General features: G+C 69.1%; 21 protein-coding genes. 13 read left to right on the top strand and 8 right to left on the bottom strand.

Features of this window, described 5'->3' with window-relative positions; genetic code table 11:
- Positions 1-143 precede the first annotated feature (143 nt).
- The 4 genes from ACXIZN_RS35345 to ACXIZN_RS35330 are packed head-to-tail and all read left to right on the top strand — an operon-like array spanning position 144 to position 2,659.
- Positions 144-767, top strand: a complete 624-nt coding sequence (locus tag ACXIZN_RS35345) for an FABP family protein (protein ID WP_457959254.1) — start codon at positions 144-146, stop codon at positions 765-767.
- Between the two features lie 10 nt (positions 768-777).
- Positions 778-1,389: a 5-oxoprolinase subunit PxpB gene (gene pxpB / locus ACXIZN_RS35340; protein ID WP_457959253.1), complete on the top strand. Its 612-nt coding sequence runs from the start codon at positions 778-780 to the stop codon at positions 1,387-1,389.
- Positions 1,386-2,258, top strand: a complete 873-nt coding sequence (locus ACXIZN_RS35335; RefSeq protein ID WP_457959252.1) for a 5-oxoprolinase subunit C family protein — start codon at positions 1,386-1,388, stop codon at positions 2,256-2,258. The genes pxpB and ACXIZN_RS35335 overlap by 4 nt, the downstream gene beginning before the upstream one ends.
- Entirely contained in the window at positions 2,246-2,659 is a 414-nt protein-coding gene (locus tag ACXIZN_RS35330) for a hypothetical protein (protein WP_126736215.1), read from the top strand. Before ACXIZN_RS35335 ends, ACXIZN_RS35330 begins: the two co-directional genes overlap by 13 nt.
- Here the strand turns inward: ACXIZN_RS35330 and ACXIZN_RS35325 are convergent.
- Positions 2,652-3,506, bottom strand: a complete 855-nt coding sequence (locus tag ACXIZN_RS35325) for an aminodeoxychorismate lyase (RefSeq protein ID WP_457959250.1) — start codon at positions 3,504-3,506, stop codon at positions 2,652-2,654. The two genes, ACXIZN_RS35330 and ACXIZN_RS35325, sit on opposite strands and share 8 nt — an antisense overlap.
- A gap of 30 nt (positions 3,507-3,536) precedes the next feature.
- Here ACXIZN_RS35325 and ygfZ point away from each other — a divergent pair, with 30 nt between their 5' ends.
- The 3 genes from ygfZ to ACXIZN_RS35310 all read left to right on the top strand — a co-directional run bounded on the left by ygfZ (position 3,537) and on the right by ACXIZN_RS35310 (position 6,637).
- On the top strand, positions 3,537-4,664 hold the full coding sequence (ygfZ, locus tag ACXIZN_RS35320) for a CAF17-like 4Fe-4S cluster assembly/insertion protein YgfZ (protein ID WP_457959249.1): 1,128 nt from the start codon (positions 3,537-3,539) through the stop codon (positions 4,662-4,664).
- Between the two features lie 465 nt (positions 4,665-5,129).
- A complete protein-coding gene (locus ACXIZN_RS35315) occupies positions 5,130-5,693 on the top strand; it encodes an RsiG family protein (RefSeq protein ID WP_007032564.1) in 564 nt (187 codons plus the stop codon).
- Positions 5,690-6,637: an asparaginase gene (locus ACXIZN_RS35310; RefSeq protein WP_457959248.1), complete on the top strand. Its 948-nt coding sequence runs from the start codon at positions 5,690-5,692 to the stop codon at positions 6,635-6,637. The genes ACXIZN_RS35315 and ACXIZN_RS35310 overlap by 4 nt, the downstream gene beginning before the upstream one ends.
- Here the strand turns inward: ACXIZN_RS35310 and ACXIZN_RS35305 are convergent.
- A complete protein-coding gene (locus tag ACXIZN_RS35305) occupies positions 6,634-7,533 on the bottom strand; it encodes a hypothetical protein (RefSeq protein WP_457959247.1) in 900 nt (299 codons plus the stop codon). The two genes, ACXIZN_RS35310 and ACXIZN_RS35305, sit on opposite strands and share 4 nt — an antisense overlap.
- A 207-nt stretch (positions 7,534-7,740) precedes the next feature.
- Between ACXIZN_RS35305 and ACXIZN_RS35300 the strand changes: the two genes are divergently transcribed.
- The 5 genes from ACXIZN_RS35300 to ACXIZN_RS35280 all read left to right on the top strand — a co-directional run bounded on the left by ACXIZN_RS35300 (position 7,741) and on the right by ACXIZN_RS35280 (position 11,681).
- Positions 7,741-7,926 carry a DUF3073 domain-containing protein gene (locus ACXIZN_RS35300; protein WP_007032561.1) on the top strand — a complete coding sequence of 62 codons (186 nt, stop codon included), beginning with the start codon at positions 7,741-7,743 and terminating at the stop codon, positions 7,924-7,926.
- An 88-nt stretch (positions 7,927-8,014) separates the two neighbouring features.
- Positions 8,015-8,875, top strand: coding sequence for a 3-hydroxybutyryl-CoA dehydrogenase (locus ACXIZN_RS35295; protein ID WP_091598365.1), 861 nt, complete (start codon positions 8,015-8,017; stop codon positions 8,873-8,875).
- Between the two features lie 94 nt (positions 8,876-8,969).
- A complete protein-coding gene (locus ACXIZN_RS35290) occupies positions 8,970-9,869 on the top strand; it encodes a Gfo/Idh/MocA family protein (RefSeq protein ID WP_457959246.1) in 900 nt (299 codons plus the stop codon).
- A gap of 222 nt (positions 9,870-10,091) precedes the next feature.
- Positions 10,092-10,742 carry a VanZ family protein gene (locus tag ACXIZN_RS35285; RefSeq protein WP_457959245.1) on the top strand — a complete coding sequence of 217 codons (651 nt, stop codon included), beginning with the start codon at positions 10,092-10,094 and terminating at the stop codon, positions 10,740-10,742.
- Between the two features lie 180 nt (positions 10,743-10,922).
- Positions 10,923-11,681 carry a GNAT family N-acetyltransferase gene (locus tag ACXIZN_RS35280; protein WP_457959244.1) on the top strand — a complete coding sequence of 253 codons (759 nt, stop codon included), beginning with the start codon at positions 10,923-10,925 and terminating at the stop codon, positions 11,679-11,681.
- Here the strand turns inward: ACXIZN_RS35280 and arfB are convergent.
- The 6 genes from arfB to ACXIZN_RS35250 all read right to left on the bottom strand — a co-directional run bounded on the left by arfB (position 11,670) and on the right by ACXIZN_RS35250 (position 16,917).
- On the bottom strand, positions 11,670-12,101 hold the full coding sequence (arfB, locus tag ACXIZN_RS35275) for an alternative ribosome rescue aminoacyl-tRNA hydrolase ArfB (protein WP_457959243.1): 432 nt from the start codon (positions 12,099-12,101) through the stop codon (positions 11,670-11,672). The two genes, ACXIZN_RS35280 and arfB, sit on opposite strands and share 12 nt — an antisense overlap.
- Positions 12,102-12,285: 184 nt before the next feature.
- Positions 12,286-13,356: a phosphoribosylformylglycinamidine cyclo-ligase gene (gene purM / locus ACXIZN_RS35270; protein WP_457959242.1), complete on the bottom strand. Its 1,071-nt coding sequence runs from the start codon at positions 13,354-13,356 to the stop codon at positions 12,286-12,288.
- 30 nt (positions 13,357-13,386) lie between these two features.
- A complete protein-coding gene (gene purF, locus ACXIZN_RS35265) occupies positions 13,387-14,925 on the bottom strand; it encodes an amidophosphoribosyltransferase (protein WP_007032554.1) in 1,539 nt (512 codons plus the stop codon).
- Positions 14,926-15,129: 204 nt separating this feature from the next.
- On the bottom strand, positions 15,130-15,531 hold the full coding sequence (locus ACXIZN_RS35260) for a hypothetical protein (RefSeq protein WP_457959241.1): 402 nt from the start codon (positions 15,529-15,531) through the stop codon (positions 15,130-15,132).
- Positions 15,515-15,754 carry a DUF397 domain-containing protein gene (locus tag ACXIZN_RS35255; protein WP_457959240.1) on the bottom strand — a complete coding sequence of 80 codons (240 nt, stop codon included), beginning with the start codon at positions 15,752-15,754 and terminating at the stop codon, positions 15,515-15,517. Before ACXIZN_RS35255 ends, ACXIZN_RS35260 begins: the two co-directional genes overlap by 17 nt.
- Positions 15,755-16,038: 284 nt before the next feature.
- Positions 16,039-16,917 (bottom strand): helix-turn-helix domain-containing protein, encoded by an 879-nt coding sequence (locus ACXIZN_RS35250; protein ID WP_126736227.1) that lies wholly within the window; start codon positions 16,915-16,917, stop codon positions 16,039-16,041.
- Between the two features lie 202 nt (positions 16,918-17,119).
- Between ACXIZN_RS35250 and ACXIZN_RS35245 the strand changes: the two genes are divergently transcribed.
- On the top strand, positions 17,120-17,917 hold the full coding sequence (locus ACXIZN_RS35245; RefSeq protein WP_457960681.1) for an SAM-dependent methyltransferase: 798 nt from the start codon (positions 17,120-17,122) through the stop codon (positions 17,915-17,917).
- Positions 17,918-17,968: the final 51 nt, after the last annotated feature.

The following is a 17,968-nucleotide window of genomic DNA, read 5'->3' as shown; positions in this document are numbered from 1 at the left end:
CGGCAGGCCTGTCCGGGCAGGTAGCGACTAAAGTGCGTGACGTGGAAATCCTGTTTACGACCCTGCTGGTGCTCGCCGGCGTCGCGACCACCTGGTTCGCCGTGTACGTCGTCTACCGGCTTTACGCGGACCAGCGCTGACCGATGACGGCTAGTGGCGACGAGGCCATCCAGGCCGCGGAGAAGCGCGCCGAAAACACGCGCGACCGGAACATTCCGCAGTTCGACGACATGCCCATCCCGGGCGACACCGCGAACCTGCGTGAGGGCGCGAACCTCAACGACGCCTGCCTGGCGCTTCTGCCGCTCGTCGGTGTCTGGCGTGGCGAGGGCGAGGTCGACTATCCGACCATCGACGGCCCGTACCGGTTCGGCATGCAGCTGACCATCGCGCACGACGGCCGCCCGTTCCTCACGCACGAGGCGCGCGCCTGGCTGCTCGACGAGGACGGCAAGGTCATCCGGCCCGCCGCCCGCGAATCCGGGTTCTGGCGTCCGCAGGCCGACGACACGATCGAGCTGCTGCTGACCCACAACACCGGCATCGTGGAGCTCTTCTACGGCAAGCCGCGTGGCAAGGCCTCCGTCCCGGCCTGGGAGCTCGGCACCGACGCGGTGGTCCGCACTTCGACCGCCAAGGACGTCACGGCTTCGCAGCGGCTCTACGGCATCGTCAACGGCGAACTCGGCTACGTCGAGGAGCGCGCGATGATGGGCCAGGAACTGCAGCCGCACACGTCGGCGCTGCTGCGTCGCGTGGTGGGCTGAGCCTCTTCCGATGCGGTGGCGTGCCTACGGCGAGCACGCCGCCCTGCTCGACTGCGCTTCCCTCACCGAGTCGATGGCGGCGCACGCGACGGTCACGTCCGCGCGCCCGCCCGGGATCGCCGAGCTCGTTCCCGGCGCCCGAAGCCTGCTCGTGGTGGAAATCCCGGGCTCCGGCGCCCTCGCGGCCGTCCGCGAATTGCTCGCGGACGCCGACCTCGAACATCCGCCGGAAGGCGGATCCCGCGAGATCGTCCTCGACGTGACCTATGACGGCGAAGACCTCGAACTCGTCGCGCGGGACGCCGGACTGTCCACTGAGGTCGTCGTCCGGCTGCACACCGGCGCCGTCTACACCGTGGCCTTCACCGGTTTCGCGCCTGGATTCGGTTACCTGACAGGGCTTCCCGAGCCACTTCGGCAGCCGCGGCTGTCCGCCCCGCGGACTCGTGTGCCGCCGGGCTCGGTCGGCATCGCGGGCGAGTTCACCGGCGTTTATCCGCGAGTCTCGCCCGGTGGCTGGCGGCTGATCGGCCACACCCGGACCGTCCTGTTCGATCCGCGCGCCGATCCGCCCGCGTTGCTGGCGCCCGGCGACCGCGTGCGGTTCCGGAGTGCCGGATGAGGGCCGTGGAAGTGGTCGAGACAGGTCCGCTCGCGCTGGTACAGGACCTCGGCAGGCCCGGATTCGCGCATCTCGGCGTGCCGCCGTCCGGCGCGCTGGACGTCCCGGCGCTGAAGCTGGCCAACCGGCTCGTCGGCAACGACGAAGCCGCCGCGGGAGTCGAGTGCTTGTTCGGCGGGTTACGGCTGCGCGCCACGGCGTCCTGCACCATCGCGGTGACCGGTCCGGCCGTCATCGTCGAGGTCGACGGGCGCCCCGTCGGCTCGCACGCGCCGGTGTGGCTGGCGGCGGGGCAGGTCCTGTCGATCGGCGCCCCGGCATCTGGATTGCGGTGCTACCTGGCGGTTTCCGGCGGGATCACGGTCGAGGAGGAACTCGGCAGCCGGTCGCGGGACGTCCTGTCGGAGATCGGGCCGGCGCCGCTGAAAGCGGGCGACGTCCTCCCGCTCGGCACGCCGTCGGTGTCCGACGGTGCCGACGTCGTGCTGCCCACCGTGGCTCCGGCCGAGCTCGTCGTGCTGATCGATCCGGGGCCGCGGGCGCATTGGTTCGAGGACCCGGCGGCCGGGCTCGCAAAGACCTGGACGGTGACGGCGGAATCCAACCGCGTCGGACTCCGGCTCGACGGACCCCCGCTGACTCGCGCGGCCGACTACGAGGAGCGGGAACTGCCGAGCGAGGGCTTGCTGACCGGCGCCGTCCAGGTGCCGCCGAACGGGTTGCCGGTGGTGTTCTTGGCGGATCATCCAACTACCGGTGGTTATCCGGTGGCTGCCGTGGTGAGACAGGCGTCACTCCCGGCACTCGCGCAGGCCAGACCCGGAACCCTTCTCCGCTTTCACTCGTCCACGAGGGTGTGGAACAGGTAAAGGTCGACGGTGGCACGGGTGTCATCGACACGAATTCGGTCCCCACCCAACCAGAACTTCCGCAGTCGCTGCGGATCGCGCTGGCCACCGGTCAGATGCGGCGCCCGCTCGGCGACACGCTCCGCCCGCTTCTGAATCTCTTCGCCGACGGCGAATACCAGGTCGCGGGGCCCGAACGGCTGGCCGAGGACCGCTACCTGACGCCGAGCGCCGACTGGCCGCCCGCCGACGTTTCCCGCGTCGGCTACTACCGGACGGCGATCAAGAGCGGGCACCGGCCGGTCGCCGTCGTGCTGGAGACCACCGACGCGGCGGTGATCCTCGACGGGCACCACAAGATCGCCGCCTACCGCGAAGAAGCGATCCTGCCGCACCTGCTGATCATCAGCCCGCTCAACTGATCGAGTATTCGCTCTCGTACGCGGCGGCCAGTTCGGCGTGGATCGCGCTGGAGTCGGTGAGCGCGACGCCGTCGAGCGTGTGCACCCTGGTCAGCTTGCGGACCGACGACGCGAGGAACAGCCCTTCGCCCTCGGTGAGGTCCGAGACGTTGAGCGGCTCGACCTTGACCGACCAGCCCGCGCGCTCGGCGCCGCGGAACAGCGCCGCCTGCGTCGTCCCCGGCAGGATGCCGATGGTCGCCGGCGGCGTGTAGAGCGTCTTGCCCTTCGCGAGGACGACCGTCGAAGTCGGCCCTTCGAAGACCGTGCCGTCGGCGGCGGTGAAAATCACATCGCTCGCGCCACGGCGGCCCGCCTCCCGCAACGCGGCCATGTTGACGCCGTACGAAATCGACTTCGCGCCCAGCAGCAGCCACGGCGCGCGCTCGGCGAGGTCGGGCTCGATACCGCGTTCGAGGGTGATCGCCGCGACGCCTTCGACACGGGCCCGCTGGACCTTCTCGTCGATCTCCACGCCGAGCGCGAACCCGAACGGCTTCGCCTCCGGGTCGCCGTCGATTCCCCTGGTGTACACCAGTTTCAGCGCGATCTCGGCCGGGCCGGACCAGTTGTCGATGACGACCTGCGCGGCGCGCTCCCAGGCGGCGAGGTCGGGCTCCGGCAGGTCGAGCATGGCCGCGGAACGGGCCAGCCGCTCGAGGTGCGGGCGGAGCTCACGAGGCCGTCCGTCGACGACGAGGATCGTCTCGAACACGCCGTCGCCGCGAAGCAACCCGAGGTCGTCTACTCGCAGGTGGGCGGCTTCGGGGTCGGCCAGGGTCCCGTCGAGGAAGGCAAGCACGCGCATGGGGACACGGTACTCACTAGCATGGGTTTCATGCCCTACCGCTCCCCCCTGCTCGACCTTCCCGGACCGATCGCGGCACCCGACGGGCATCCGGAAGAGGGTGTCCCGTGGCATTGGGGAGATCCCTTCGCCGAGCAACGGACGGCCGCGCGCGGCGCGGTCGTGATCGACCGCTCGCATCGCGAAATCCTGGCCGTGACCGGGGAAGAACGGCTGTCCTGGCTGCATTTGGTGATCTCGCAGCACGTCACCGGGCTCGCCGAAGGCACCGGCACCGAGGCGCTCGTGCTCGACAGCCAAGGCCGCGTCGACACGCATATGGTCGTCGCGCACGCGGACGGCACGGTGTGGCTGGACAGCGACCGGGGCGCGGTGGCCACCAGCGCGTTGCCGTCCGGCGGCAAGCAGACTCTGCGCGAGTACCTCGAAGCGATGAAGTTCTGGTCCAAAGTGGACATCCGCGATGTCTCGGACGAGCTGGCGCTGCTGACCGTCCTCGGTCCCGACGCGGACCGTGTGCTGGACGCCGTCGGCGTTTCCGTCGGCGCGGACCCGTACTCGGTCGTGGCGATCCCCGGCGGTTTCGCGCGGCGGATGCCGTGGCCGGGACGGCACAGCGTCGACCTCGCCGTCCCCCGCGCCGAACTCGCCGCCTGGTGGCGGCGCCTGACCGACGCGGGCGCGCGACCGGCGGGCAGCTGGACGTTCGACGCGCTGCGCGTCGAGTCGCTGCGGCCGCGGCTGGGCCTCGACACCGACGAGCGCACGATCCCGCACGAAGTGAACTGGGTCGACTCCGCCGCGCACGTGGCGAAGGGCTGTTACCGCGGGCAGGAGACCGTCGCGAAGGTCCACAACGTCGGGCGGCCGCCGCGGTACATGGCGCTGCTGCACCTGGACGGTTCGCCGGAGATCACGCCGGAAACCGGCGATCCGGTGGTGCTGGGCGAGCGGACGGTCGGCCGCGTCGGCAGCGTGGTGCAGCACCACGAACTGGGACCGATCGCGCTGGCGCTGGTCAAACGCTCCACGCAGGCGGGCGCGGAACTGCTCGTGGGTGCGGAGGACCGCGTCGTTCAGGCGGCCATCGATCCGGACTCGGTGCCCGGTGAGGCTCCGGCGCCCGGGCGGGAAGCGGCCCAGCGGCTGCGAGGTTAGGCGGGTCTCTCACGGCTTTCCCCGGCGGCGGCGCCGTTCCGTGAAGGCCTCCTTGCCTACGTTGAGGGTAGGGAAGGGGCCCCTCGCTACCCGGCGGCTACACGTGAAGGCCCCCTTCCCTCGGCTGAGCGCTGGAAACTAGCCCTTCACGCACAACCCAAGTGCCTGAAGGCTCCCTTCACCCCACCTAATGCCATAAAGGGAGTCTTCATGCACCAGCGCCCCTATTAGCCATCCACAGGTTGTCCACAACGTTGCCCACCTGTGGACAACTCCGCCGACCAGCACTTTTCCCGCCTCACCCCCGGTAGACTGGACCAGGGGCCGCCCCCGGGACGGGTGGGGGGCGCGCTTTGGAAGGAACCGAAAGAGCGGCTGCCCGGCGGAGGGTGTCGTGAGGGGCGGAGATCCTTGTGGTATCGCTCCCTGCGGAACATTTCCGCTGGAGCGCGATAAGCTACGCGGGTGATCGAAGTCCGGCCCGGTGGTCGCCGTCGTATCGACCGCGTGCTCGGCCCTGGGTATCTCAGCGACCTCGGCGAGCTGACCCTTTCCGTGCTGCGCGAGCGCCGTGACGAGGCCGCGCAGGAGGAGACCGATCTGTCGTATCTGCGGCGCCTGCTGCACGCGCGGATCGACATCGTGCGGGCCGAGCAGGAGCGCCGGAGTTCGGGCGGCGAGAGCAGCGTCGTCGAGCGGCTGGCCGCGATCCTGGCGGACAACGCCATCGGCCCGGCCACAGGTTCGGGCAGGCACCAGCGGCTGGAGCCGTCGCGTGCGGGTGAGCACCGCCGGTTCGCCGAGGCGCTCATCGGCGACACTGACCTTTCCGACGTCAGCACCCTGTCGGACGAGAAGCTGGTCAACGCCCTCAACCGGTACGCCGACGAAGAGGTTTCGGTCTCCTCGTACCGGCGCGAGGTCCAGAGCGTGATGGACACGATCAACGCCGAGATCGCCACCCGCTACCGCAAGGGCACCGCCTCGGTCGACGACCTGCTCGACACCGAACGCGGCGGCTCCGAGTGACTAATCCGGTCCTGGTCGAGGTCGTCCGATCCGGTTTCGTGGAGAGCGTGCACCGCGGCGCGCTCGTGATCACCGCGCCGGACGGCTCGGTGCGGTTCTCCGCGGGCGACATCGAACGGCCGGTGTACCCGCGTTCGTCCAACAAACCCCTGCAAGCCGTCGGGATGCTCCGCGCCGGCCTCACGATCGGCGACGAAGAACTCGCGCTCGGTTGCGGATCGCACAACGGCGAACCCGGCCATGTCGAGGGCGCGTTGGCGATGCTTTCCAGCGCGGGGCTGACCGAGGACGCGCTGGCCTGCCCGCCCGCGTTCCCACTGCACGAGCCCAGCATGCTGGCCGTGGCCTCGGCAGGGAAACGCCGCGCCGCCATGAACTGCTCCGGCAAGCACGCCGCGATGCTGATGACCTGCGCGCAGCTCGGGTGGCCGACCAAGGACTACGAGGCCGAGGTCCATCCGCTGCAGAAGGTCGTCCAGTCCGCTGTCGCCGACCTCACCAGCGAGACGATCGAGACGGTCGGTGTCGACGGCTGCGGGGCGCCCCTGTTCGCGTTCTCCCTCACCGGTCTCGCCCGTTCCTTCGGCAGGCTGGTCACGGCCATGGGCGGGCCGGAACGCAGGGTCGCGGACGCGGTCCGCGCGCATCCGTGGCAGGTCGCGGGCACCGGCCGCGAGGACACCGTGCTGATGCGGAACGTCGAGGGCCTGCTGTCGAAGGGCGGCGCCGAGGGAGTGCACGCGTTCGCCCTCCCGGACGGCACAGCGTTGGCGCTGAAGATCGACGACGGCGCGGCCAGGGCCCGGATCCCGCTGCTGCTCGCGACGCTGCGCCACCTCGGCATCGACCCTGGCGACGAAGCCGGCGGCCTCGCGCGCGAAGCGGTGCTGGGCGGCGGGAAGCCGGTCGGCGAACTGAGGGTCGCCGAAGGTCTCTACGGCTAGTTCGCGCGTTCCCTCGCGGCCAGGTCGCCCCAGAAGTCCCGCAGGTCGGCGAACAGTTCCGCCAGCTCGTCGACGTTGCCGGTGCGGAGCGCGTCCAGGATGTCGTGCACCTCTTCGGCCGTCGTATCGGCTTGCAGGATCGGGTCGGCGAAGAGCTGCACGAGACCGCCGTAGTCGAGCTCAACTGCGGACCCGGGGTGGAAGCTGTCGAGCCAGCGTCGCGTTTCGAGCAGCACCCGGCCCGGCCCCGAGTCGCCGAAGGTCGCTTCGAGCAGGTCGCCGACCTCGCGGGCGCGATGCCTCGCGTCGGCGATGGACACCCGCCACGACACCTCGCGTTCGGGGTCGTCCCGGCCCTTGCCGAGTTTGACCCGGCGCATCCCGGGGTCGAACAGCACGAACCACGGAAGCGGGACGGTCCACGTCGTCGACAAGGTGTGAGACGCCGAGGCGGACAGATCTCCGATGGCGGACTTCGCCCGCGAGCGGATCGTGTCGAGTGTCGCCCCGCCCGCGTCGAGCACCGCGCTCTTCAACGCGGGATGCGCGTCGCCGAGGAAGGTCACCAGTGCCGCGGCGGAGCGCGCGCGGATCTCCATCGGGCAGATCAGCGGCCCTGGGCCGGCGTCGCCGTGCTCACCCTCCGGCACGTCTTCGGGATCCAGGACGAGGACGTCGGTGACGAGACTGGGCGCCGCCCTGCCGTCCGCGAGTTCGGCGGGCAGCAACCGGCCGACGTGCTGTGACTTGAGCCACAATGCCTGCTCGCGCGCGCCCGCGGCCGAACGATCGAGCCGGGCCGCTTCGACGGCCTCGAGCAGGCGTTCGTCCGGTGGATCCCCCAGCGCGAGCAGGGGCTCATAGACGCGGAGATAAGCCGCGAACGGACGGGGCACACGAGCATCGTGGCACGCCGACCTGCGACTATCGCCACCGACCGGCCGGTAACCGGCGTTCCGTGAACACTGTCGCCACCGGCACACCGTGCCACGTCGCATCCAACCCCCCGGACACGGTACGGTGTCAGCAGGAAAGAATTGTCGAGACGATGCGGGGCCGCCGATTCCCCCGGCCGCCCCGCCCCTGTGCGAGGGGGTCGAGCCATGGGGCGCGGCCGGGCTAAGGCCAAGCAGACGAAGGTGGCGCGCGAGCTCAAGTACAGCTCGCACGAAACCGACTTCGATGCTTTGCAGCGCGAGCTGTCCAGTAGTTCCTCGGAAGACAGGCACGAGGACGACAAGCGGTATGACGACGACCCGTACGACGGGTACGACGAATACCGCCGCTGAGCAACGCGTGACACGCGAGGGTGGATCCGGGCTTGCCCGGTAGACCACCCTCGCGTGTCGCGTGCTGCCCAAAATACGAGGAGGTGCCATGTCTGACGTAGCGCGAGTAGGTGTCGTCGGGGCCGGGCTCATGGGCTCGGGCATCGCCGAGGTGCACGCGCGGGCCGGGCTGGACGTGATCGTCACCGAGGTCAACCAGCCGGCGCTGGACTCCGGGCGAGCGCGGATCGAGAAGTCGCTGCAACGCGGCGTCAAGAACGGGAAGCTCTCGCAGGAAGACGCCGACGCGGCGCTCGGACGGCTCCGCTTCACCACCGAGATCGGCGAGTTCGCCGACCGCGACCTCGTCATCGAGGCCATCCTGGAACAGGAGCAGGCCAAGGTCGAGGTCTTCCGGTCGCTGGACAAGATCGTCGAGCGTGAGGACGCGGTGTTCGCGTCCAACACCTCTTCCATCCCGATCATGAAGCTCGGCATGGCCACCGGCCGTCCGCAGCAGGTGGTCGGCATCCACTTCTTCAACCCGGTCCCGGTGCTGCCGCTCGTCGAGCTGGTGCCCTCGCTGCTGACCAGCGACGACACCGCCCGCCGTGCCGAGGAGCACGCGACGACCGCGTTGAGCAAGACGGTGATCCGTTCGCAGGACCGCGCCGGGTTCATCGTGAACTCGCTGCTCGTGCCGTACCTGCTTTCGGCGATCCGGATGATCGAGTCGGGTTTCGCGTCGGCGGAGGACATCGACCGCGGTATGGAGCTCGGCACCGCGCACCCGATGGGCCCGCTGCGGCTTTCGGACCTGATCGGCCTGGACACCATCAAGGCGATCGCGGACTCGATGTACGCCGAGTTCAAGGAGCCGCTGTACTCCTCGCCGCCGCTGCTGCTGCGCATGGTCGACGCCGGCCTGCTCGGCAAGAAGACCGGCCGCGGTTTCTACAGCTACTCCTGATCCGGCTCTTACGCATTTAGCCCTCTGGATGCGGTTCTTGCACGCGCAACCACCGCATTCAGAGGATTAAATGCGGGGACCTAGACTCGGGGGCGTGGGACAGGGACAGCTGCGCGTGGGTCTGGTCGGTGCCGGTCCATGGGCGAAGACGGTGCACGCGCCAGGTCTCGCCGATCACCCCGGCACGACGTTGCGCGCGGTCTGGGCCAGGCGTCCCGAGGCCGCGAAGGAGCTGGCCGAGGCGCATGGCGCCCAGGCCGTCGACGGTTTCGACGAGTTGCTCGACCAGGTGGACGCGGTCGCGTTCGCGGTGCCGCCCGCCGTCCAGGCGGAGCTGGCGGTCAAGGCCGCCGAAGCGGGCAAGCACCTGATCCTGGAGAAGCCGATCGCCGCCGACCTCGACGGCGCGCGGCGGCTCGCGGACGCGGTGGAGGCCGCCGGCGTCGCGGCCCTCGTGGTCCTCATCCTGCGGTTTTCGCCGATGACCCGCGAGTGGCTCGACGGCATCAAGGAGGCGGGCGGCTGGCGCGGCGGCGGGGCGCGGTGGCTTTCGGGTGCGCTGCTCGGCGGTCAGTACCAGTCCTCGGCGTGGCGGCACGACTCCGGCGCGCTCGCCGACATCGGCCCGCACGCCCTCGATCTGCTGGACGCGGCGCTCGGTGAGATCACCGGCGTGCTCGCCGCGAACCGGACCGATGACGATCTGTGGCAACTGCTGTTAGCCCACGAGGGTGGCGCGACCAGTACGGCGACCCTGTCGCTGCGGTTGCCGATCCAGCCGACGGTCGTCGAGGTGGCCGTCTACGGCGAGCACGGCTACCGCACTCTGGGTCGCAAACCGGGCTCGGCAGGCGAGTCGTACACCGCGCTTCTGGACGATTTCGCCGCGATGGCCGCGAGCGGGACGACGTCGCACCCGTGTGACGTGCGTCGCGGACTGCACCTCCAGAAGCTGCTCGAACACGCGCGGGAACTCGCCGGACACGGCAAGTAGTACACAGGTCACCCACAAGGCTTTTCCTTACGCGATAAGGCCTTCTTCCGAAGACTTCGCGGCCATCCACAGGGTTGTCCACAGGTTCCTTTGTGGACGGTCATCAGCATGGGAAAACCTTTTCCGCCACCGGAAAAGATCACCTCTTAGTGCGCCGACTCCGCCGTGCCGAGTCGATCTTGTGATGCGAAGGTGATCTTGGGCGCTCCGGAAAGGAAGGCCATGGGTGAGCTGCTCCGCGCTTTCGGCGGGATGATCCCGTTGACGATCATCGCGATTCCCTACGCGCTGCTCGGCTGGCCGCTCCTCGCGGCGCATCGACGGCGAAGACGTGCCGACCCCTTCTCCGCGTCGGCGACGGCCGCCGTCGACATGACGCTCGCACTGGCCTGTTTCCTCGTGTTGTGCCTGGTCACGATGCCGGTGACCGGCGTAGAGGGCAGCAGGCTGAACCTCGAACCCGGCACCGACCTGCAGCTCGCCCTGACCGACAGCGTCAACCTCTGGCAGGCGCTGGGCAACGTCCTCATGCTGAGCCCGCTCGGCGCCCTCCTCCCCGTACGGTCCCGCCGCCTGCGGTCGCTCGCCCGGATCGCGCTGGGGGCGCTGGCCGTCTCGGTGCTGGTGGAAGGCACGCAATATCTGATCCAGGCGGGCAGGGTGACCTCGGCCGACGACATCCTGCTGAACACGCTGGGTGCCGTGGCGGGTGCCGCGCTGAGCAAACGGCTGTGGCATCGCCTGGACGTCCGGCCGCCGGTGCGGATCCCGGTCCAGGTCCGGCGGGTGTGCGCCGCCCCGGTCCGGCTTCGGGCCCCGAGATCGGCGTGGGACGAGCGGTATTCGAGCATCGCGCATCCGCAGCGGAGGTAAATGGGTTGACCGTGATGCGAGAGTGATCGCGAAAGCCCCGCGTACCAAGAAAGAGGGATGCCTCATGCCTGACGCCTTCGGTGGCGTCGGCACGAGTTAGCCGGCGCACCTGCCAGCTCCAGCACGCATGCGGATCCTCCCCCGTGCGTCTCTTTCTTCTGCCCGAAAGGCTTTCCACCAGTGCTTTCCGAGACGATTCGTGCTTTGCAGTCCTACATCCGCCTCACCGCGGCGAAGTTCCGGGAGACCGAGCGGATCGGGCCGTTCCTGGCCACGTACTACCTCGAGTCCAGTAGTCCGTTCCTCAACTACGCGATCCCCGACGACGGCGCCGTCCCAGCGAAGGACGACGTCGCCGCACTAAACGAGGCGTTCCGTAAGCGCGGGCTCGTGCCGCGTCTGGAGTTCCTCACCGAAGCGGTTCCTGCCGCCGAGGCCGTACTCGTCGAGTGCGGTTACACGCTGGAGCGGCGGGTCCCGCTGATGATCTGCACCCCAGGGCAGGTCGCCGGGCAACCGGAACCGGCCGGGATCAGCCTGGTCACCCCGAAAACCGAGGGCGAACTCCGGCAGATGATCCGGGCGCAGAACGTCGCGTTCGGGGAGGACGATCCCGATCTCCACCTCGACCCGTCACCGGATCAGCTGAGCGGCGAGACCATGTCGGTGATGGCCGTGGCCGAGACCGGCGAAGTCGTCGGCGGCGGGGTCGCGACCGCGATCCTCGACGGCGCGACCGAGATCGCCGGGATCGGCGTGGTCGAGGGGTACCGGAGCCGCGGGATCGCCGCGGCGATGACGGAGTACCTGACGCGGGAAGCCCACGCGCGCGGCGGCCGGTCGGTGTTCCTGACGCCGGGCGCCGGGCAGGCGGAACGCGTCTACGGCCGGGTCGGTTTCAAGACCGCGGCCGAATGCGTGCACCTGTCAGTCGTCTGAGTAGCCGCCGCGGCGTGATTTCTTGACCTCGCCGCGGCGCTTCTTCGACGCCAGGCGGCGTTCCTTCGAGCCTCGCGAGGGTTTGGTGGGACGCCGCTTGGCGGCCGGGGGCGCCGACGCGTCCAGCAGCAGCATCACCAGCCGCGCCCGCGCGGCTTCCCGGTTCATCAGCTGGGAGCGGTGTTCGGACGCGGTGATCGTGACGACCCCGTCGACCAGGCGCGACGAAAGCCGGTCCAGCATCCGTGCCCGGAGATGCTCCGGGACGGACGCCGAACCGGCCACGTCGAAGGACAGTTCGACCCGCGAGTCCGTGGTGTTCACGCCCTGCCCACCCGGACCCGACGACCGGGAGAACCGTTCGCTCAATTCGGCACCCGGGATCACGAACCGGGTGCCGATCACCACGTCATCAGCCACGGACCCAGTGTTCCACCAGGGCCAAGAGAATATTCAGTGCCTGTTGGCCAGCGCGAACCCGCCCCGCCCTGGCCGAAGGCCCCGCTATCGCGGTGGCAGGGCGCCCTGATCACCCACCGGAACGGGGATACACCAGGTCGCGCCCTGCCGACGTCGATCGCGGCGCGGGTTCACCAACAGACACTCAGAAGCGCGGGTGGTCACCGGAGAGCACGGCGCGCGGGCCGTCCGGGTCTTCCGCGGGCTGCACGTCGCCGAGGATCCACGCCGGCACGTGCCGCGCGGTCAGCATCGCCAGCGCGCGGTCGACGTCGTCGGCGCCGACGATCGCGACCATGCCGACGCCCATGTTGAACGTCTTCTCCAGCTCGGCGCGCTCGACCTTGCCGCGGTGGCCGATCAGCGCGAACACCGGCGCCGGGGTCCAGGTGCCGCGTTCGAGCCGGGCGACCAGCCCGCGCGGCATGACGCGGGCGAGGTTCTGCTCCAGGCCGCCGCCGGTGATGTGCGCGAACGTGCGGACGTCGGCCTCGGCGGCCAGCGCGAGGCAGTCCTTCGCGTAGATCCTGGTCGGCTCCAGCATCTCCTCGCCGAGCGAGCGGCCGAACTCCTCGACGTGCCCGTCGAGCGGCATCCGCGCGATCTCCAGCAGCACGTGCCGGGCGAGCGAGTAGCCGTTGGAGTGCAGGCCGGACGAACCGAGCGCGAGGACGACGTCGCCGGGGCGGACCCGCTCCGGGCCGAGCACGTTCGAAGCCTCGACGACGCCGATGCCGGTGCCCGAAAGGTCGTAGTCGTGCTCGCCCATCAGGCCGGGGTGCTCCGCGGTCTCGCCGCCGAGCAGCGCGCAACCCGCCTGGACGCAGCCCTCGGCGATACCGCCGACCAGTGCCGCGATCTTCTCGGGAACGACCTTGCCGACGGCGATGTAGTCCTGCATGAACAGCGGCTCGGCACCGGTGACGACCAGGTCGTCGACGACCATCGCGACCAGGTCGATGCCGACCGTGTCGTGCTTGTCGAGCGCCTGCGCGACGGCGATCTTGGTGCCGACCCCGTCGGTCGACGAGGCCAGCACCGGCTCTTTCCACTTGTCCAGCTTCAGGGAGAACAGCCCGGCGAAACCGCCGACGCCGCCCATCACCTCGGGCCTCGTGGCCCTCTCGGCGTGCGGTTTGAGCAGCTCGACGGCTTTGTCACCGGCGTCGATGCTGACGCCGGCGGCGGCGTACGTGGCGCTCGTGGACTCGCTCACGGAAGCGGACTCCAACTCTGGAAGAGAGGTCTAGGGACGCCGGATGGCGTCCTCAGCACCGTACCCGGCAGGGCTGACGGGCTTCGCCGCGCCATTGACCGAGTCCAGGCTCTCCAGCAGGTGCTTCCCGATCAGCGCGTCTTCGGGCAGCGCGATCGGGTACTCGCCGGAGAAGCACGCGGTGCACAACCGCGACTTCGGCTGCTCCGAAGCCGCGACCAGCCCGTCCAGGGAGATGTAGCCCAGGGTGTCCGCGCCGATGGAGCGGCGGATGCCGTCGAGGTCGACGCCGTTGGCCACCAGTTCGGCGCGCGAGGCGAAGTCGATCCCGTAGAAACACGGCCAGCGCACCGGCGGCGACGCGATCCGGACGTGCACCTCGAGCGCGCCGGCCTCCCGCAGCATGCGGACCAGGGCGCGCTGGGTGTTGCCGCGGACGATGGAGTCGTCGACGACCACGAGCCGCTTGCCGCGGATGACGTCGCGCAGCGGGTTCAGCTTGAGCCGGATGCCCAGCTGGCGGATGGTCTGCGACGGCTGGATGAACGTGCGGCCGACGTAGGCGTTCTTCACCAGGCCGGTGCCGTACGGGATGCCGGAGCCCTGCGCGTAGCCGATGGCGGCCGGGGTGCCGGATTCGGGCACCGGCATGACCAGGTCGGCGTCGGCCGGGTGCTCGGCGGCGAGTTTGCGGCCGATCTCGACGCGGGTGGCGTGCACGCTGCGGCCGGCGATCGAGGTGTCGGGGCGCGCGAGGTACACGTACTCGAAGACGCAGCCCTTGGGCTCGGGATTCGCGAAGCGCGAGGAGCGCAGGCCCTCGGCGTCGATCGCGATGAGCTCACCGGGCTCGACCTCGCGGACGAACGACGCGCCGCAGATGTCCAGCGCGGCCGTCTCGCTCGCGACCACCCAGCCGCGTTCGAGCCTTCCGAGCACCAGCGGGTGCACGCCGTGCGGGTCGCGCGCGGCGTAGAGGGTGGACTCGTCGGCGAAGACCAGGCAGAAGGCGCCCTTGAGGGTGGGCAGCAGCTCCAGCGCGGCGGCTTCGATGCCCTTGTCGGCGGCGTTGGCCGCGAGCAGCCCGCACACCAGGTCGGAGTCGCTGGACGAACCGGTCAGGCCGGCGTGCGGTTTGAGCCCGGCTTCGACCGTGCGATCCCGCAGTTCGGCGGTGTTGACGAGGTTCCCGTTGTGCGCGAAGGACAGCCCGCTACCGGTCGCGGTGGTGCGGAAGATCGGCTGCGCGTTCTCCCAGATGGTCGCGCCGGTGGTCGAGTAGCGGCAGTGGCCGACGGCGATATGCCCCTGCAGCGACTGCAGGACCTGCTCGTCGAACACCTGGCTGACCAGGCCGAGATCCTTGAAGACGACGATCTGCGAACCGTCGGAGACCGAGATGCCGGCCGCTTCCTGGCCGCGGTGCTGAAGTGCGTAGAGCCCGTAGTAGGTCAACTTCGCGACCTCTTCTCCGGGCGCCCAGACACCGAAGACACCGCATTCCTCGCGGGGTTCCGGATCGGGCTGGTCGGTCACGGGCTGTCCGGCGAGGGACGGGTCGGAAACCACCGAGGTGCTCCCAGGGAGAAAGAGGGCAGGCCGCCACCAGTGTAAACGGTGAGCAGGAGATCAACGCGCCGCGCGACGTGGCACTGGACACGCTTCGAGTGATGACCGTGAGTGACAGGCGGGTGTCAAGGCCCGGCACTCACGACCCCCGACCAGCCGACCGCTCCCCCTCGACAGAGGCGGTCGACTGTGCTTAGGAGGCGTTCAGCCCGCTGCCAGCCACTTGGACGTGCCGCCGCGGCCGGGGACCCAGCAGCCCTTGGCCGAGGTCTCCGGGACGTACAGCGAACCGGGGGTCCGCTCGTCCGGAAGCGCGAGCAGTTCGGTCAGCACCGTCGCCGCGTCGCCGGCGTATCGCCACAGCCAGACCTGGGGATCGAGGATGTCCTCCTCGGTCCCGGGCATGCGGGTGGCGACGACGTCGTCCTCGGCGTTGAGCCGGACCACGTCGACCACGTTGTCGTGGACCCGCACGCCGACCACGGCCAAGACCTCGCCGTTCGCGTCGCACGGGTGGACGAACTGGTACCCGCGGTGGATCAGTTCCTGCAGGCCGCTTTCGATATCGGTGATCTCCGCGGTGATGGTGTCACCCGAGGACGTCATCGAATTCGCCGTCCTTGGCACCCGCGAGGAACGCGGCCATCTCGGCCTGGGTGTAGACCAGGGCGGGCCCGGTCGGAAAACGCGAGTTGCGCATCGCGATCTCGCCGGAGGCGAGCGGCGCCACCTCGACACAGTTGCCGATCGCGTTGCTGTAGCTGGCTTTGCGCCATTGGGCGCCGGTAAGACGATCGGCCGGGATGCCGTTGTCGAAATGTTCAGCCATGGTCCCCACCTTCCCCGACAGAAGACTTCGGGCGATGCATCTGCATGTGCATTTGCCTGTGATCCCAAAGTTAGCACGTGTGGCTGCAGCGGTAAATGCACGTGCAGAAGTTTTTGCAGAATTCGCGGGCAGTGATGACTCAGGCCCCGAGTCATCACACTAAAGGGTGACGAGCACAGCCCCTGCCAGGTGAACAACTACCACTCGTGGCCACTTTTTCGCGGGTACGCAGGGAAATCCCGGCCGTCCCGAAACCGGCCGGCAGCCCCACAACGGTGATCGGCTCAGATTTCGGCGCGGCGCTTCATCAGCATCTGGCGGCTGCGATCCGGCGTCTCCGCGTCGACCGCGAGCATGTCGAGTGCCCGGCTGTACCGCTCGATCTCTTCGCGTTTGTCGATGTAGTGCGCGCCGGTCAGGTACTCGGTGTAGGCGATGTTCGGCAATTCCTCTTCCGCGAACCTGAGCAGCGAAAACGCGCTGTCCGCGGAGTAGCCGCTCCGATCGAACGGGAGCACCTGCACCGAGATGTTCGGCTGCTGGATCATCTCCAGCAGGTGGTCGATCTGGCCCTTCAGCACCTCGCGGTCGCCGATCGGCCGGTAGAGCACCGACTCGTCGAGCACCAGCCACAACCGCGGCGCGTCCGGCCGCGACAGCATCTTCTGCCGGCGCATCCGCAGCGCGACCCGGCGGTCGACCTGTTCGTTGACCATGTCCTTGCGGCCGTGGCTCATGATCGCCCGCGCGTAGTCCTCGGTCTGCAGCAGACCCGTGACGTACAGCGGCTCCCACACCTGGATCCGGGCCGCGGCCTCTTCGAGCCCGACGAGGTCGTTGAACCAGCTCGGCATCAGGTCGCCGTAGCGGCGCCACCAGCCCGGCTCGTTCGACTCCTTGACCATGTCGAGGAACTGCTGCCGCTCGGCGGGATCGGTCATCCCGTACATGGTCAGCAGATCGGCGACGTCGCGTTCCTTGAAGCCGACGCGGCCGAGCTCGAGCCTGCTGATCTTCGACTCGGACCCGCGGATGCTGTAGCCGGCCTCCTGGCGCGTGATGCCCGCGTCCTCACGCATCCGGCGGAGCTGAGAGCCGAGGATCATCCGTCGCGCGGTGGGACCCAGGGACTGCTCACCGCCAGGCGGGGTGACCGCGTTCATCGACCGGGGACCTTTCGCACGACGACACTCACAGGGGAACAAGCCGATTACTGAAAGTACACGTTTGGGCCTCGACACGACAGGGATGGCTCGGTTTACCGGTCGCGTACGTGGTTCTACTCTACGTAGAGCCCGAGACTTCCGACACAGTTTTGTGAGGTTCAAGATGCCCGACGCCCCGACCCGGACGGAACGAGTGCCCGTGGGTGTCGACCCGACCCGGGCCAGCATCGCCCGGGTGTACGACGCCTTCCTGCTCGGCAAGGACAACTACGAGATCGACCGGGAGGTGCTGCGCAAGGTCCAGCAGGCGGCCCCCGAGGCACAGGACCTGGCGACCGAGAACCGCGGCTTCCTGATCCGCGCGTGCCGGTTCCTCGCCAGCCAGACGGGCATCACCCAGTTCCTCGACCTGGGATCCGGCCTGCCGACGGCCGAGAACACCCACCAGGTCGTGCAGCGGATCAACCCGGAGATCAAGGTCGTCTACGTCGACAACGACCCGGTCGTGCTCGCCCACGGGCGCGCGCTGCTCGAAGAGAACGAGAACACGCATTTCGTCTCGGACGACATCTTCGAGCCCGAGCGGATCATGGAGAACCCGGACGTCCGGCGGCACATCGACTTCTCGCAGCCGATCGCGTTGCTGCAGCTCGGGACCCTGCACCACTACAACGGGCCGCACGACGAGCCCGCCAAGATCATGAAGAAGTACATCGACGCGCTGCCGTCGGGTTCGTACGTGGCGATCTCGCACTTCTCCGACCCGGAGGACGAGCTGTCCGAGATCGCCCGCAAGATGGAGGAGTTCTTCCTCCACAGCCCGATGGGTTCGGGCACCTTCCGCACCAAGGCCGAGATCGAGGAGCTCTTCCACGACCTCGAGATGGTCGAGCCCGGTGTCCAGCTGTGCGCCGACTGGTGGCCGGACGGCCCGCGGATCAAGGAGCTGAACACGGCTCAGCGGACGATCTCGGGCGGCATCGGCCGTAAGGCTTGAGACCACACTTCCGGCTGCGGTGAACGGGCCGTTCCTCGCGAATCTCGCGAG

Source organism: Amycolatopsis sp. TRM77291 (assembly GCF_054166285.1).
Note: the sequence above shows the minus strand (reverse complement) of the source record. Positions and strands in the feature narration are given on the sequence as shown.

Coding starts and splice junctions, on each gene's coding strand:
- ACXIZN_RS35250 (WP_126736227.1), bottom strand. CDS start 16,917: ATGAACGCGGTCACCCCGCCTGGCGGTGAGCAGTCCCTGGGTCCCACC.
- pxpB (WP_457959253.1), top strand. CDS start 778: ATGCGGTGGCGTGCCTACGGCGAGCACGCCGCCCTGCTCGACTGCGCT.
- ACXIZN_RS35335 (WP_457959252.1), top strand. CDS start 1,386: ATGAGGGCCGTGGAAGTGGTCGAGACAGGTCCGCTCGCGCTGGTACAG.
- ACXIZN_RS35255 (WP_457959240.1), bottom strand. CDS start 15,754: ATGGCTGAACATTTCGACAACGGCATCCCGGCCGATCGTCTTACCGGC.
- ACXIZN_RS35345 (WP_457959254.1), top strand. CDS start 144: ATGACGGCTAGTGGCGACGAGGCCATCCAGGCCGCGGAGAAGCGCGCC.
- ygfZ (WP_457959249.1), top strand. CDS start 3,537: ATGCCCTACCGCTCCCCCCTGCTCGACCTTCCCGGACCGATCGCGGCA.
- ACXIZN_RS35325 (WP_457959250.1), bottom strand. CDS start 3,506: ATGCGCGTGCTTGCCTTCCTCGACGGGACCCTGGCCGACCCCGAAGCC.
- ACXIZN_RS35295 (WP_091598365.1), top strand. CDS start 8,015: ATGTCTGACGTAGCGCGAGTAGGTGTCGTCGGGGCCGGGCTCATGGGC.
- ACXIZN_RS35300 (WP_007032561.1), top strand. CDS start 7,741: ATGGGGCGCGGCCGGGCTAAGGCCAAGCAGACGAAGGTGGCGCGCGAG.
- ACXIZN_RS35260 (WP_457959241.1), bottom strand. CDS start 15,531: ATGACGTCCTCGGGTGACACCATCACCGCGGAGATCACCGATATCGAA.
- ACXIZN_RS35285 (WP_457959245.1), top strand. CDS start 10,092: ATGGGTGAGCTGCTCCGCGCTTTCGGCGGGATGATCCCGTTGACGATC.